12 protein-coding genes are annotated in these 13,928 nt (G+C 58.5%); 4 read left to right on the top strand and 8 right to left on the bottom strand.

Annotated features, from left to right (window positions below; genetic code table 11):
• Positions 1-4 precede the first annotated feature (4 nt).
• Positions 5-628 (bottom strand): glutathione S-transferase family protein, encoded by a 624-nt coding sequence (locus ICA15_RS08095; protein WP_210552938.1) that lies wholly within the window; start codon positions 626-628, stop codon positions 5-7.
• Between the two features lie 163 nt (positions 629-791).
• Positions 792-1,610, bottom strand: coding sequence for an alpha/beta fold hydrolase (locus ICA15_RS08090; RefSeq protein WP_210552937.1), 819 nt, complete (start codon positions 1,608-1,610; stop codon positions 792-794).
• Between the two features lie 184 nt (positions 1,611-1,794).
• On the opposite strand from ICA15_RS08090, the gene ICA15_RS08085 reads away from it, so the two are divergent.
• Entirely contained in the window at positions 1,795-2,244 is a 450-nt protein-coding gene (locus ICA15_RS08085) for a winged helix-turn-helix transcriptional regulator (protein WP_210552936.1), read from the top strand.
• Between the two features lie 94 nt (positions 2,245-2,338).
• On the opposite strand, the gene ICA15_RS08080 is transcribed toward ICA15_RS08085, so the two are convergent.
• Both ICA15_RS08080 and ICA15_RS08075 read right to left on the bottom strand, forming a co-directional pair.
• Positions 2,339-3,382 carry an LLM class flavin-dependent oxidoreductase gene (locus ICA15_RS08080; RefSeq protein ID WP_210552935.1) on the bottom strand — a complete coding sequence of 348 codons (1,044 nt, stop codon included), beginning with the start codon at positions 3,380-3,382 and terminating at the stop codon, positions 2,339-2,341.
• A gap of 209 nt (positions 3,383-3,591) precedes the next feature.
• Positions 3,592-4,077, bottom strand: a complete 486-nt coding sequence (locus ICA15_RS08075; protein ID WP_047301703.1) for a flavin reductase family protein — start codon at positions 4,075-4,077, stop codon at positions 3,592-3,594.
• A gap of 324 nt (positions 4,078-4,401) precedes the next feature.
• On the opposite strand from ICA15_RS08075, the gene ICA15_RS08070 reads away from it, so the two are divergent.
• Both ICA15_RS08070 and ICA15_RS08065 read left to right on the top strand, forming a co-directional pair.
• Positions 4,402-5,841, top strand: a complete 1,440-nt coding sequence (locus ICA15_RS08070) for a purine-cytosine permease family protein (protein ID WP_210552934.1) — start codon at positions 4,402-4,404, stop codon at positions 5,839-5,841.
• Between the two features lie 337 nt (positions 5,842-6,178).
• Positions 6,179-7,279 (top strand): polyamine ABC transporter substrate-binding protein, encoded by a 1,101-nt coding sequence (locus ICA15_RS08065; protein WP_210552933.1) that lies wholly within the window; start codon positions 6,179-6,181, stop codon positions 7,277-7,279.
• Between the two features lie 116 nt (positions 7,280-7,395).
• Here ICA15_RS08065 and ICA15_RS08060 read toward each other — a convergent pair whose 3' ends face one another.
• Together ICA15_RS08060 and ICA15_RS08055 are read right to left on the bottom strand one after the other, a co-directional pair.
• Positions 7,396-8,370, bottom strand: coding sequence for a TerC family protein (locus ICA15_RS08060; protein WP_150615376.1), 975 nt, complete (start codon positions 8,368-8,370; stop codon positions 7,396-7,398).
• Between the two features lie 136 nt (positions 8,371-8,506).
• The gene (locus ICA15_RS08055) at positions 8,507-9,295 is read right to left on the bottom strand and encodes an AraC family transcriptional regulator (RefSeq protein WP_210552932.1); all 789 of its coding nucleotides are present in this window, start codon (positions 9,293-9,295) and stop codon (positions 8,507-8,509) included.
• Between the two features lie 84 nt (positions 9,296-9,379).
• Here ICA15_RS08055 and ICA15_RS08050 point away from each other — a divergent pair, with 84 nt between their 5' ends.
• Positions 9,380-10,378 carry a bile acid:sodium symporter family protein gene (locus tag ICA15_RS08050; RefSeq protein ID WP_210552931.1) on the top strand — a complete coding sequence of 333 codons (999 nt, stop codon included), beginning with the start codon at positions 9,380-9,382 and terminating at the stop codon, positions 10,376-10,378.
• 527 nt (positions 10,379-10,905) lie between these two features.
• Here the strand turns inward: ICA15_RS08050 and ICA15_RS08045 are convergent.
• Together ICA15_RS08045 and ICA15_RS08040 are read right to left on the bottom strand one after the other, a co-directional pair.
• Positions 10,906-12,078, bottom strand: coding sequence for a cystathionine gamma-synthase (locus tag ICA15_RS08045; protein ID WP_210552930.1), 1,173 nt, complete (start codon positions 12,076-12,078; stop codon positions 10,906-10,908).
• Complete coding sequence (locus ICA15_RS08040) at positions 12,075-13,451, bottom strand: pyridoxal-phosphate dependent enzyme (RefSeq protein ID WP_210552929.1); 1,377 nt, start codon at positions 13,449-13,451, stop codon at positions 12,075-12,077. The genes ICA15_RS08045 and ICA15_RS08040 overlap by 4 nt, the downstream gene beginning before the upstream one ends.
• Positions 13,452-13,928: the final 477 nt, after the last annotated feature.

The following is a 13,928-nucleotide window of genomic DNA, read 5'->3' as shown; positions in this document are numbered from 1 at the left end:
TTGATCACGGCGTGCCGTTGCGACCGTAAAGCAGGTAACCGGGACGCTGACTCAAGCGCTCGTAATAGGCATTTACCGCTGGCAGGTGCGGATGCGCGAGTGGCGTCTCGAACCAGCGATTGACTGACAAGCCAATCGGGATATCGGCGAGGGAAAACTGCTCGCCGCTGACATAGGCGCCGGTTTTCTCCAGTTGCCGGTCGAGGATTTCCATGTTGCGCGACCAGTCTCGGCAGCCGGCGGCCAATGCGCCTGGGTCTTGATAATCCGGTGACTTGCGTACCAGCGACATGAGCGGATACGACCACGAGCGGTTCAGCTCCGAAGGCTGCCAGTCCAGCCACTGATCGATGCGCGCACGCTCGCGCGCATCCGCCGGATAAAGGTGCGAACCGTCATAACGCGCTACCAGATAGCGAATGATCGAATTGGATTCCCACAGGGTGAAATCGCCGTCCTGAATCACCGGCACCATGGCGCAGGGATTGAGTGCGAGAAATTCAGGTGTGTCGGTGGATTTGAAGCCCGAGCCCCAATCTTCACGCTCGAACGGGATCTGCAGTTCGGCGCAGGTCCACAGCACTTTGCGCACGTTGATTGATGAAGCCTTGCCCAGAATTCGCAGCATTGGATGTCCCTCTCCCGGTATTTGTAGACCGTCAACAAATACCACAGCGCAATGCAGAAGGCCCGCATGACGCGATGCTGTTTCACTTGAGAATGAAGCTTTGATTGTGGCGAGGAAGCTTGCTCCCTCGCCACAGGTTAGTGTCAGGTTTGATTGACCTGGGTTATCGGCTGAGGAACGCCAACAAATCCTCATTCAACGCCTGCGCATGCGTCACCGCGAAACCATGCGGTGCGCCGGCATAGACCTTGAGTTCAGCCCCCTTGATCTGCGCGGCAGCCTGTTTGCCGGTGGTTTCAAACGGCACGATCTGGTCGCCGTCGCCATGAATCACCAGCGTCGGCACATCGATCTTCGCCATGTCCGGGCGGAAGTCGGTTTCCGAGAAGGCAGTCACGCAGTCCACGGTGCCTTTGAGCGACGCCAGCAGCGCGACGTTCAGGGTTTGCGTCAGCACGCCATCAGAGACGGTCTGACCCTGATTGGTGCCATAGAATGGCGCGGCGAAATCAGCGATGAACTGCGCGCGATCTTTCAGCAGACCGGCCTTGATGCCATCGAACACCGACGTGTCTACCCCCTGCGGGAAGTCGGCTTTCTTGCCGAACAGCGGCGTCACCGCGCCCAGTAATACCAACCCGGCAACGCGCTCGCTGCCGTGCCGGGCAATGTAGCGGCTGACATCACCGCCGCCCATGGAGAAACCCACCAGCGTCACTTCACGCAGGTCCAGATGATTGATCAGTTGCGCGATGTCATCGGCAAAGGTGTCGTAGTCGTAACCGGTCCACGGTTGATCGGAGCGGCCGAAACCCCGGCGGTCGAAAGCGATGGTGCGATAGCCACGACTGCTCAGGTATTCCATCTGGTATTCCCACATGTCGGCGTCCAGTGGCCAGCCGTGGCTGAACAGCACGGGCTTACCGCTGCCCCAGTCCTTGTAATAGATTTCGGTGCCGTCTTGTGCGGTGAACGTGCTCATGGAAACTCCTTGCGTCAGGGTTTTTCGAAGGGCGTGCATGGATTGCCGAAAAGGCAGCCTTCACTATCCACGCAATCGCAACGGGTCACTTGTATGCAGGTGCTGGGTTGGATCTCCGCATCAGGGTTGTATGATGCAACCCTGAGCCACAAGGCCGATCACTGGTTTGAGGGAGTACGTTGACGTGAAGCGCAAAAGCCTGCAGGGCAATGCCTGCCCGGTTGCCCGGACACTGGACCTGATCGGTGACTGGTGGTCATTGCTGATCATCCGCGATGCGCTGGAGGGCATACGCCGGTTCAGCGATTTTCAAAAGAATCTGGATATCGCCAAAAACATGCTCAGCGCCCGCCTCAAGGCGCTGGTGGAGCAGGGCATCCTGCAAACGGTGCCGGCGTCCGATGGGGGCGCCTATAAGGAGTACGTGCTGACCGAACGCGGCAAGGCCTTGCAGACCGTGATTGTCGCGCTGTCGCAATGGGGCGGCGAGTTTATGTACGAGCCGGGAGAGGCGGGATCGGTGATGGTCGATGCGAAGAATCGCCAACCGCTCTGCAAGCTTGAATTGAAGGCCGCGGACGGTCGCGTGTTGGCGGCGAACGAGGTAGCGACCCGGTTCGGCGTGGAGCACTGAAAAACCGTCGTTACCAGCGTCTTCGACGGAGTAGAAGGGGAGCGTTCATCCTGATGAATTCTCCCCTTTTCAGTTCTGGTTTTCTGCCAGGTTTTCAGCGAAACGCCGGCACCACATGCTTGATAAACAACGCCAACGACTTCTTCTTCTCTTCATGCGGCAAGCTGTTGTCACACCAAAAACTGAACTCATCCACCCCCAGTTCCTGGTAGTACTTGATCCGCGGAATGATCTCTTCTGGCGTACCGATCATCGCCGTCTTGTGCAGACTCTCCAGTTCAAACTCTGGACGCCCGGCAAACTTCTCTTCCGGGCTCGGGGCGAGGAAGCCATTGACCGGCGTTTCCTTGTTGCCAAACCAAGCATCAAACGTGCGGTAAAAACGCGAGATCGCTTTAGCGCCGACTTTCCAGCCCTCAGGATCGTCTGCGGTGTGCACGTGGGTATGACGCAGCACCATCAATTGCGGGCGCGGTACATCTGGGTTGTTGTCCAGCGCGGTCTGGAATTTGTTCTTCAGGTCGAGCACTTCTTCATCGCCCTTCATCAAAGGCGTGACCATCACGTTGCAGCCGTTGGCGACGGCGAAGTTGTGCGAGTCCGGGTCACGGGCGGCGATCCACATCGGTGGATTGGGCTTCTGGATCGGTTTCGGCACGCTGGTGGAGGTGGGGAATTTCCAGATGTCGCCGTCGTGGGCGTAGTCGCCTTTCCATAGGGCGCGAACCACCGGGACCATTTCTCTAAGGGCCTGGCCGCCGCTTGATGCGGGCATGCCGCCGGCCATGCGGTCGAATTCAACCTGATAGGCACCGCGCGCCAGGCCCACTTCCATGCGGCCGTTGCTGATGACGTCGAGCAACGCGCATTCGCCGGCGACCCGCAGCGGATGCCAGAACGGCGCGATGATGGTGCCGGCGCCGAGGTGGATGGTGGTGGTTTTGGCCGCGAGGTAGGCGAGCAGCGGCATCGGGCTCGGCGAGATGGTGTATTCCATGGCGTGGTGTTCGCCGATCCACACGGTGCTGAAACCACCGGCCTCGGCCATCAGGGTCAGTTCGGTCAGGTCTTCGAACAGTTGGCGGTGGCTGACGCTTTCGTCCCAGCGTTCCATGTGTACGAACAGGGAAAATTTCATGACGTTTCCTCGGATCTTTTTGTTGTGGCTACAAAATTTTGTGCCATCGCTAGCTCACGGCGAACTCTGTAGGAGCTGCCGAAGGCTGCGATCTTTTGATTTTGCTTTAAAGACCAGATCAAAAGATCGCAGCCTGCGGCAGCTCCTACAAGGTTCGCGCGAGCAAGACGGGGCCTTCAGTTCATTTTTACAGGACTGAAAATGTTCGATCAGGCCAGGACGGGCAGGGCGCCCATCTTGCCGTGGCAATACACCAGCGGACCGGCGCACTGCTCGGGCACGATCAGGTTCTTCACCGCTCCGACCATGATCGCGTGGTCTCCACCTTCGTATTCACGCCACAACTCGCACTCGATCACCGCTGTCGCGTTGGCCAGGATCGGATTGCCCAGCTCACTCAATGTCCACTCGATGCCCTGCGCCTTGTCCTTGCCTTTACGGGCGAAGGCGTAGGCCTCGCTTTGCTGGCCACCGGACAGAACATGGATCGCGAAGCGTTTGTTCTTGATCAGTACCGGATAGGAGTCGGAGCTGTAGTTGGGGCAGAACAGCACCAGGGCCGGATCGATCGACAGCGAGCTGAAGGCGCTGGCGGTCAGCCCGACAATCTGGCCGTCATCGTCCAGGGTGGTGATGACGGTTACGCCGGACGGGAACGAGCCCATGACTTGTTTGTAGATGGCGGCATCGATCATTGGACAGTCCTCGGATGTTGTGACGCGATTATTATGTGTTTATTGGTCTGATGGTATACCAGTATTTGTTCTTTGCAAGGGCTTTCAAGCTGAATCGATAAACGTCGCGCTTTCGTCGGAAACTCAACGTTTATTGGGCTTTCCAGTGACCTGAAGGCCGCGGAATCAGCGAGGATGGCGTATCAGATCGCTTCGTAAACTACGGATCAGTCTTGTGGAATATTTGGAATACCATAATATGGTCTGCATCTGAGGGGCGGCCACGAAGCTCCCCCGGTTTGGCTTCATACAACGATAAGAACAGACAAACTCGAGTCCATAGATATGACCCAGATGTCCCGGCAAGATCCGTTGATCGAGAATCACACGGTCGACTACGTCCCACTCGCGGAACGCCACGGGAAGGCCCGCGACCTTTTCACCCTTTGGTTCAGCACCAACATTGCGCCACTGCCCATCGTCACCGGCGCCATGGTGGTTCAGGTGTTCCATCTCGATTTGCTTTGGGGGCTGCTGGCGATTGCGCTTGGGCACATGATCGGCGGCGTGGTGATTGCTTTGGCGTCAGCGCAGGGCCCACGCATGGGCATTCCGCAGATGGTCCAGAGCCGTGGGCAGTTCGGCCGTTATGGTGCGCTGTTGATCGTGTTCTTTGCGGCGATCATCTACATCGGTTTCTTCATTTCCAACATTGTACTGGCGGGTAAATCAATCGTCGGCATCGCGCCTGCGGTGCCGGCGCCGCTGAGCATTCTTATCGGTGCGTTGGCGGCTACGGCGATTGGCGTCATTGGTTACAACTTCATTCATACGCTGAACCGCATTGGCACCTGGGTGATGGGCGGGGCGCTGCTGGCCGGTTTCATCTATATCTTCGCTCATGACTTGCCGGCGGATTTCCTGACTCGCGGCAGTTTCAACCTGTCTGGCTGGTTGGCGACGGTGTCGCTGGGGATCATCTGGCAGATCAGTTTCTCGCCGTATGTGTCCGATTATTCGCGTTACCTGCCGGCGGATATCGGTATCGCCAAGCCATTCTGGGCCACTTATCTGGGCGCTACGCTGGGCACGATTCTGTCGTTCAGTTTCGGCGCGGTAGCGGTGCTGGCGACGCCGGATGGCACCGAAGCAATGGCAGCGGTCAAGCAGTCCACCGGCTGGCTGGGGCCGATTCTGATGGTGCTGTTCCTGCTCAACATCATCAGTCACAACGCCCTCAATCTGTACGGCGCCGTGCTGTCGATCATCACCTCGATCCAGACCTTCGCCAGCCAGTGGACGCCGAGCATCAAAGTGCGCGTAGTGCTGTCGAGCGTGATCCTTGTCGGTTGCTGCGTGGTGGCGCTTGGTGCGTCGGCGGATTTCATTTCCGAGTTCATCGGCCTGATTCTGGCGCTATTGCTGGTGTTGGTGCCGTGGGCGTCGATCAACCTGATCGATTTCTACTTGATCAAGCGCGGTTGCTACGACATCACCTCGATTTTCCGTGCTGATGGCGGCATTTACGGGCGCTTCAACCTGCACGCGATCGTCGCTTACTTCATCGGCATCGTCGTGCAGCTGCCGTTCGCCAACACCTCGTTGTACGTCGGGCCTTACGCCAATCTGGTTGACGGTGCGGACTTGTCCTGGCTGGTCGGCCTTGTGGTGACGGTTCCGCTTTATTACTGCCTGGCGACGCGCAGCAAGACTGAGCAGAGCAGGGCTGCCAGGTTGGGCTGTGGCGAGGGGATTTATCCCCGCTCGGCTGCAAAGCAGTCGTAAAATTGGCGAACGCGGCGCCCTTTTAGATGAAGGGGGCCGCTTCGCAGCCCAACGGGGATAAATCCCCTCGCCACAATGACTCCTGGCTTCTACTGTTTGCGATTGAACAGTATTACAGCGGTGCTATACATCCTCCCTCCGCATTCCGGTGGTCATTCAAATTGGCCATATCGATCCCCTTTTGGCCCGTCGCCCACTGTGATCCATCTACGCGGTCAGCAAGAATCAAAACCACAACGAAATGCCAGACCTTTTTACCCTTGGCTATCTTTAAAGCCACTGCCGTGTACAGAACATAAAAACCATCGAACTCACGTCGCATTTTGGGAAAACAACCATGGTCACGATGAAACGCATTCTGGGTGCCACCGTGTGTGGACTGACGCTGCTGGCCAGCGCGGTCCAGGCCGAGCAGCGCGAACTGCGGGTGTATAACTGGGCGGATTACATCCTGCCGGCGGTGCCCAAGGATTTCGCTGCGCAAAGCGGCATCAAAGTGACCTGGGACACCTTCGACACCAACGAATCCCTGGAAGCCAAACTCCTGACCGGTAACTCCGGTTACGATCTGGTGGTGCCGTCGAACCAGTTCCTCGAGACCCAGATCAAGGCGGGTGTGTTTCAGAAACTCGACAAGTCGAAGTTGCCTAACTGGAAACACCAGGACCCGGAGCTGTTGAAGCTGCTGGGCAAGAACGATCCCGGCAACCAGTACGGCGTGCCCTACATGGTCGGTACGGTGCTGATCGGCTTCAACCCCGCCAAGGTCAAGGCTGCCTTGGGCGAGAAAGCGCCGGTGGACAGCTGGGATCTGGTGTTCAAACCCGAGAACATGGAAAAGCTGAAATCCTGCGGTGTAGCGATGCTGGATTCGCCGACGGAAATTCTGCCGCTGGCCCTGCATTATCTGGGCCTCGATCCGAACAGCCAAAACCCCGCCGACTACGAAAAAGCCAAGGAGCTGATGCTTAAGGTTCGTCCGTACGTGACCTACTTCAACTCGGCCAAATACATGACGGACATCGCCAACGGCGACATCTGCGTGGCCATCGGTTACTCCGGCAGCTTCTATCAGTTCGGCAACCGCGCGAAAGAGGCGGGCAATGGCGTGGTGGTCGACTGGCGCTTGCCGAAGGAAGGCGCGCCGATCTGGTTCGATACGTTCGCGATTCCCAAGAGCGCGAAGAACGTCGCCGAGGCCCATGAGTTTCTCAACACCTTGCTTGATCCGAAGGTCATCGCGCCGATCAGTGACTTCCTCGGTTACCCGAATGCGAACAAGGATTCGATGGCGTTGATCAACAAGGAAATCACTGGCAACCCGAACCTGACGCCGACCCCCGAGGCTCTGAAAACCCTCTACGTCGTCCAGCCACTGCCGCAAAAGGTCGAGCGTGTACGCACCCGGGTCTGGACCAGCATCAAGTCCGGCAATTAACCCGCCCTCCCTGTAGGAGTGAGCCTGCTCGCGATAGCGTTATGTCATTCAACATCGACTTTGAATGGTCTGGCGCCATCGCGAGCAGGCTCACTCCTACAGGTTTTTGTGTGGTGTCATTGAATGCTGCGTTTTGGGTCTCGGGTCGTGATCAGGCTCAACACCACCGACCCAAAAATCACCCCACCCACCACCGCCAACGACCATTCCACCGGCATATGAAACCACGGCATCAACGTCATCTTGCCGCCGATGAACACCAGCACAATCGCCAAACCGTACTTGAGCAGGTGGAAGCGGTCAGCCATGTCCGCCAGCAGAAAGTACAGCGCCCGCAGGCCCATGATCGCGAAGATGTTCGAGGTGAAGACGATGAACGGGTCAGTGGTGACGGCGAAGATCGCCGGGATGCTGTCGACCGCGAACATCAAGTCGCTGGCCTCGATCAGCACCAGCACCAGAAACATCGGCGTGGCCCAGCGCACGCCGTTTTGCAGGACAAAAAACCGTTCGCCATGAAAGCCGCTGGTGATGCGCAAATGCCCGCGCACCCAGCGCAACAAAGGGTTTTTCTCCAGATCCGGTTGCTGATCGGCAAACACCAGCATCTTGATCCCGGTGATGATCAGAAACACGCCGAACACGTACAGCAGCCACTCGAACTGCGAGACCAGCCACACTCCGGCAAAAATCATCACCGCGCGCATCACGATCGCCCCGAGTACGCCGTACAGCAGCACCCGACGCTGTAACTCCGGCGGCACGGCGAAGTAGCTGAAGATCATCACGAAGATGAACATGTTGTCGATCGACAGCGACTGCTCAATCAGATAACCGGTGAGGAATTCCAGGGTTTTCTGCCGGGCAATTTCGCCACCGAATTCACCGTGCAGATACCACCAGAGCAGGCCTGCGAAACTCAGCGCCAGCAAGCACCAGGCGATCACCCAAGCCAAGGCTTCGCGCACTGAAACCCGATGCGCCTTGCGCCCGCCGAACACAAAAAGATCCAGTGCCAACATCGCAAGTACGAAGACGATGAAGGCACCCCACATCCACGGTTCGCCGATATTGATGTTCGTTTCTGGCATGTCACGCTCCCTTTTTCTGGTTGTATTAGGGTCAGACGAGGCCATGCTAGCGACGTGTTTGGGCGAAAGAAAAATCGTTTATTTCTGGGTTAGAGTTCGTTATTAACGAAGTGTCGGCCCCGTGGCTGATCGCGGATCAGCGAAAAAACTCCCCCGGCGTTTCCCCAAACTGCTGACGAAACGCTGCAATAAACGCCGACGTCGAGTCGTAGCCGCAGGCCAGTGCGACGTCGGTGACGCGTTCGCCTTTTTCCAGTGGCGTCAGCGCTCCGAGCAGGCGCAAGCGTTGGCGCCAGGCGCGGAAGGTCAGGCCGGTATCGCGCAGGAACAGGCGCGTGAGGGTCTTTTCGGTGACGCCGAATTTTTCGCTCCAATGGCTCAGGGTGGTTTGCTGTTCGGGATGCTGCTCCAGGCTCTGGTAGATCTGTTGCAAGCGCGCGTCCTGGGGCAGCGGCAGCATCAGGTCGATCTGTGGCGCTTCGGCCAGTTGATCGAGGATCACCTGGGCCAGCCGTCCGTGTGGGCCGGACTGATCGTATTCCACGGGAACCAGGCTGAAGGCGCGGATCAATTCGCGCAGCAAATCGCTGACACCGAGTACATGACAATGCTCGACAGCCCAACCGGCAACGCTGCAATCGATATACAAACTGCGCATTTCAGTGTGTGGCGAGCTGAATACACGATGCGGCACACCGGCCGGAATCCATACGGCGCGCTCAGGCGGGGCAACGAAGCGTCCGGCACTGGTCTGGACCTCAAGCACCCCTTGAATCGCATAGGATAATTGCACCCAGGGATGGCTGTGACGTCGGGTCAGTGCGCGATTGGGCAGGGATTCAGTGCGTCCGTACAGCGGGCGCGGCAGGCTGGGCAGCCCGGGAATGCTGCGTCGTATGCTTTTTTCATGTCCTTTAGACGGCATCTGCAGGCTCTTCGGCGTTAGTCGGTAATTCCCGCTCACGTTAGAGTCGTCGGCACGCACTGGCAACCCCCGGATGAACACACCATGACGCGCCCAAGATTCCTGCCCGATAACTTCACCCTGACGCTGATCGGCGTCGTGCTACTGGCGAGTTTTCTGCCCGCCAGCGGTCAGGTCGCGGTCGGTTTCGGCTGGCTGACCAACATCGCCATCGCGCTGCTGTTTTTCCTCCACGGCGCCAAACTCTCGCGGGAATCGATCATCGCCGGCGCCGGTCACTGGCGCCTGCATTTGCTGGTGTTCGGCCTGACCTTCGTGCTGTTCCCGCTGCTGGGGCTGGCGCTGAAACCGCTGCTGTCGCCGCTGATCGGCGACACGTTGTACATGGGCATGCTTTACCTGTGCGCGTTACCCGCAACTGTGCAGTCGGCGATTGCCTTCACCTCGCTGGCGCGGGGCAACATTCCGGCGGCGATTTGCAGTGCGGCGGCGTCGAGCCTGTTCGGGATTTTCCTCACGCCGTTGCTGGTGACGCTGCTGCTCGATGTCCATGGTGACGGCGGTTCGACCCTCGATGCGATCCTGAAAATCAGCATGCAGTTGCTACTGCCATTCATCGTCGGTCAGATTGCCCGTCGCTGGATTGGTGCGTGGGTAGGGCGCAACAAGAACTGGCTGAAGTTTGTCGATCAGGGTTCGATTCTGCTGGTGGTTTACGGCGCGTTCAGCGAGGCAGTCAACGAAGGCATCTGGCAGCAGATCCCGCTGATCGAATTGCTCGGGCTGGCGGTGGTCTGCTGCATTTTGCTGGCACTGGTGCTAGTGGCGGCGACGTTGCTGGGCAAGGCCTTCGGTTTCAGTCAGGAAGACCGCATCACCATTCTGTTTTGCGGTTCGAAAAAGAGTCTGGCCACCGGCGTGCCGATGGCGCTGGTATTGTTTGCCGGCAGCACCATTGGTGTGTTGATCCTGCCGCTGATGCTGTTCCATCAGATTCAATTGATGGTTTGCGCGGTGTTGGCACAGCGCTATGCGAAACGGCCGGAGTCGGTGCCGGAGTTGATGGCGCAGGTCGATCCATAACCCCACACCGTCACCTGTAGGAGCTACCGCAGGCTGCGATCTTTTGATGTTGTTTTTAAGATCAAAAGATCGCAGCCTTCGGCAGCTCCTACATGGGGGATCAGCATTTTGTGAGGAGCGTTGCGACTTAATAGGCGTTTCGCTTCCTTGCAAACGGCGACAAGAAGGAAATCAGTCTAAAAACACCGCAGCAGCGCTGCGACCGTTTGCTAGGCTCAATGATGTAGGTGAAGACGCAGACTGATGCGCAAACGGATAGCAAGGGGACGTGGGGCGCGTTCCGAAGGGTGCACGGTTAGAAAGATCTCCGCGCTGAGATCCAGCCCTTATGCCGTGTGAAGCAGCCTAGGCACTACCTTTTTCAATTTGGCCCGGTACTGTGAGAAGCCTGATAAACCTTGTAAGCCAGAGACCAGCACTGGCCGCCTACTCGAACACCAAAGCCCGCATTGTGCGGGCTTTGTTTTTTACCCCTGTGGCGAGGGGATTTATCCCCGTTGGGCTGCGATGCAGCCCCTTTCAAAGAATCACATCTTAGCCAAAGCCTGCGCCAAATCCTCCCGCAGATCCTCAACATCCTCAACCCCCACCGACAGCCGGACCAACCCGTCACCAATCCCCAGTTTCGCGCGGGTTTCGGGTGGAATGGTGGCATGCGTCATGATCGCCGGATGCTCGATCAGGCTCTCCACACCGCCCAGACTTTCCGCCAGGGCGAAGATTTTCACGTTCTCCAGAAAGCGTCGCGCGCCGGCCAGATCGCTGTTCAGATCCACGGAAATCATCCCGCCGAAATCACGCATCTGCCGCTTGGCCAACTCATGCTGTGGATGCGACGGCAGCCCCGGATAGTAGACGCGTTTGACCTGCGGTTGCCGCTCCAGCCACTGCGCCAGATCCTGCGCGTTGCTGCAATGACGCTCCATGCGCAGCGCCAGGGTTTTCACGCCACGCAAGGTAAGAAACGCATCGAACGGCCCGGATATCGCACCGACCGCGTTCTGCAAAAAGCCCAGGCGCTCGGCCAGTTCGGCGTTCTGCCCGACCACGGCGATCCCGCCGATCACGTCGGAGTGACCGTTCAGATATTTGGTGGTCGAGTGCAGCACGATGTCGAAACCCAGCTCCAGCGGGCGCTGGATATACGGGCTGGCAAAAGTGTTGTCAGCCACGCTGATGATCCCCCGTGCGCGGCAGATGCGCGCGATGGCGGCCAGGTCCGACAGGCTCAGCAGCGGATTGGTCGGTGTCTCGACCATGACCATGCGCGTGTCGTCCTGTAACGACGCTTCGAATGCCGACAGGTCGGTCAGGTCGACGTAGCTGAAGCGGTGCCCGGCGCTGCGTTGGCGCACCTTGTCGAACAAGCGAAAGGTGCCGCCGTACAAGTCGTTGCCGGAAATCACGTGCGAGCCGGCATCGATCAACTCAAGAACGGTGGAAATCGTCGCCAGCCCGGAGGCGAACGCAAACGCCCGGGTGCCACCTTCCAGATCCGCCACGCAGCGCTCAAGGGCAAAACGCGTCGGGTTATGCGAGCGCCCGTAGTCGAAACCCTTGTGCACGCCTGGGCTGTCTTGCAGGTAGGTGGAGTTGGCGTAAATGGGCGGCATCAACGCGCCGGTGGTCGGGTCGGGCTCTTGCCCGGCATGGATTACCCGGGTCGCGAAACCTTGGGCATTGTTGTCCTGCTGACTCATGCGAGGGATCTCCGTAATTGGTTGAGCATGTCGACGCGGGTGATCAGGCCATGGAAGCCCGAAGCGTCGGCGACGATGGCGACGAGGCCACGGCTGAGCACCGATTCCAGCTCGGCGAGGGGGGCGTCGGGCGCGAGGGTTTGCAGTTTGTCGGTCATCACGCTGGAGACCGATTGGCTGAAGCGTGCGGCGTCCTCATGCACACCCAGCAAAATGTCCGATTCGTCGATCACGCCGACCAGTTGTTTGCCTTCCACCAGCACCGGCAGCTGCGAGACATCCGCCAGGCGCATGCGCTGGAAGGCGGTTAGCAGCGTGTCATCGGGGCCGACGCTGATGACACGACCGTCTTCAAAACGTCGGGCGATCAAGTCCCGCAGGTCGCCATAGCCTTTGCGCTGCAACAGGCCCTGATCGGTCATCCACTGGTCGTTGTAGACCTTCGACAAATAGCGCGTGCCGGTGTCGCAGACGAAACTCACCACGCGTTTTGGCTCGGTCTGTTCGCGGCAATAGCGCAGCGCGGCAGCGAGCAGGGTGCCTGTCGATGACCCACCGAGAATGCCCTCGGCACGCAGCAATTGACGGGCATGGTCGAAGCTTTCTTCGTCGCTGATCGAGTAGGCGTGGCGCACGCTGGAGAGGTCGGTGATCGACGGAATAAAGTCCTCGCCAATGCCTTCAACCGCCCATGAACCGGGGGTTGGCAGCGAGCCGTCGCGGCTGTATTGCGCCATCACTGAGCCGACCGGATCGGCCAGAACCATTTCCAGTTCCGGTTGCACACGTTTGAAAAAACGGGTCAGCCCGGTCAGGGTGCCGGCCGAGCCGACGCCGACCACAATTGCATCCAGATCATGTTCGGTTTGCGCCCAGATTTCCGGCGCGGTACTGCACTCATGGGCCAGAGGGTTGGCCGGATTGTTGAACTGATCGGCAAAAAATGCCCCGGGAATGTCTTTCGCCAACCGCGCGGCGACGTCCTGGTAATACTCGGGATGACCCTTGCCGACGTCGGAGCGGGTGATGTGCACCTCGGCGCCCATGGCTTTCAAGTGCAAGACTTTTTCCGTGGACATTTTGTCCGGAACCACCAGCACCACGCGATAACCCTTGGCGCGGCCGACCAGTGCCAGGCCCAGGCCGGTATTGCCGGCGGTGGCTTCGACGATGGTGCCACCGGGAGTGAGGCGCCCGTCGCGTTCGGCGGCGTCGATCATCGCCAGACCGATTCGGTCCTTGATCGAGCCGCCGGGGTTTTGCGATTCGAGTTTGAGAAACAGTGTGCAGGGGCCGGTATCGAAGCGGGTCACTTGTACCAGCGGCGTATTTCCTATCAGCCCAAGTACGGCAGGGCGGGATTCCTTCGACATTCTTCACCTCTTGTTGGTGATGGATCGCGTTCCATTCGCGGGGAAAAGCTCGCCTGCAACATAGGCCGTGAAGGGATCTGCCGCAACCACCCAGTGGGCTGAAAAGCTCAGCGATTTTGATCTAACTATAGAACTGAATTTGCCGAGGGGCGGGGCGTTATCAACGGGAGGAGGGCCATGCGAGTTCGAGGGCTGTACAGAAAAAATGTGGGAGCTGGCTTGCCAGCGATGACGGTGGGTCAGCCAGCATCAATGTCGAGTGTCCGGGCCTCATCGCTGGCAAGCCAGCTCCCACAGGGATCAGCGGTGAAGTGTTGCTGTCATGACACTGTCATTATTCGACAACCATACTGAGCCCAACACATCGCGTGTTCTTCAAAGTTTTTGGCTGCCATTTCCGGCAGCTTTTTTTTGCCTGAAATTCCTTGCCTGCAGGGTTCGATTTGCAATTCCTCAACAGGCCTGGCTAATATACGA

It is taken from the genome of Pseudomonas sp. P116 (assembly GCF_020149425.1).
GTDB lineage: Bacteria > Pseudomonadota > Gammaproteobacteria > Pseudomonadales > Pseudomonadaceae > Aquipseudomonas > Aquipseudomonas anatoliensis.
Note: the sequence above shows the minus strand (reverse complement) of the source record. Positions and strands in the feature narration are given on the sequence as shown.

Excerpts from the sequence above, each read along its gene's own strand:
- ICA15_RS08095 (WP_210552938.1), bottom strand. The coding sequence starts at position 628 with ATGCTGCGAATTCTGGGCAAGGCTTCATCAATCAACGTGCGCAAAGTG.
- ICA15_RS08090 (WP_210552937.1), bottom strand. The coding sequence starts at position 1,610 with ATGAGCACGTTCACCGCACAAGACGGCACCGAAATCTATTACAAGGAC.
- ICA15_RS08080 (WP_210552935.1), bottom strand. The coding sequence starts at position 3,382 with ATGAAATTTTCCCTGTTCGTACACATGGAACGCTGGGACGAAAGCGTC.
- ICA15_RS08075 (WP_047301703.1), bottom strand. The coding sequence starts at position 4,077 with ATGATCGATGCCGCCATCTACAAACAAGTCATGGGCTCGTTCCCGTCC.
- ICA15_RS08070 (WP_210552934.1), top strand. The coding sequence starts at position 4,402 with ATGACCCAGATGTCCCGGCAAGATCCGTTGATCGAGAATCACACGGTC.
- ICA15_RS08065 (WP_210552933.1), top strand. The coding sequence starts at position 6,179 with ATGGTCACGATGAAACGCATTCTGGGTGCCACCGTGTGTGGACTGACG.
- ICA15_RS08060 (WP_150615376.1), bottom strand. The coding sequence starts at position 8,370 with ATGCCAGAAACGAACATCAATATCGGCGAACCGTGGATGTGGGGTGCC.
- ICA15_RS08055 (WP_210552932.1), bottom strand. The coding sequence starts at position 9,295 with ATGCCGTCTAAAGGACATGAAAAAAGCATACGACGCAGCATTCCCGGG.
- ICA15_RS08050 (WP_210552931.1), top strand. The coding sequence starts at position 9,380 with ATGACGCGCCCAAGATTCCTGCCCGATAACTTCACCCTGACGCTGATC.
- ICA15_RS08045 (WP_210552930.1), bottom strand. The coding sequence starts at position 12,078 with ATGAGTCAGCAGGACAACAATGCCCAAGGTTTCGCGACCCGGGTAATC.
- ICA15_RS08040 (WP_210552929.1), bottom strand. The coding sequence starts at position 13,451 with ATGTCGAAGGAATCCCGCCCTGCCGTACTTGGGCTGATAGGAAATACG.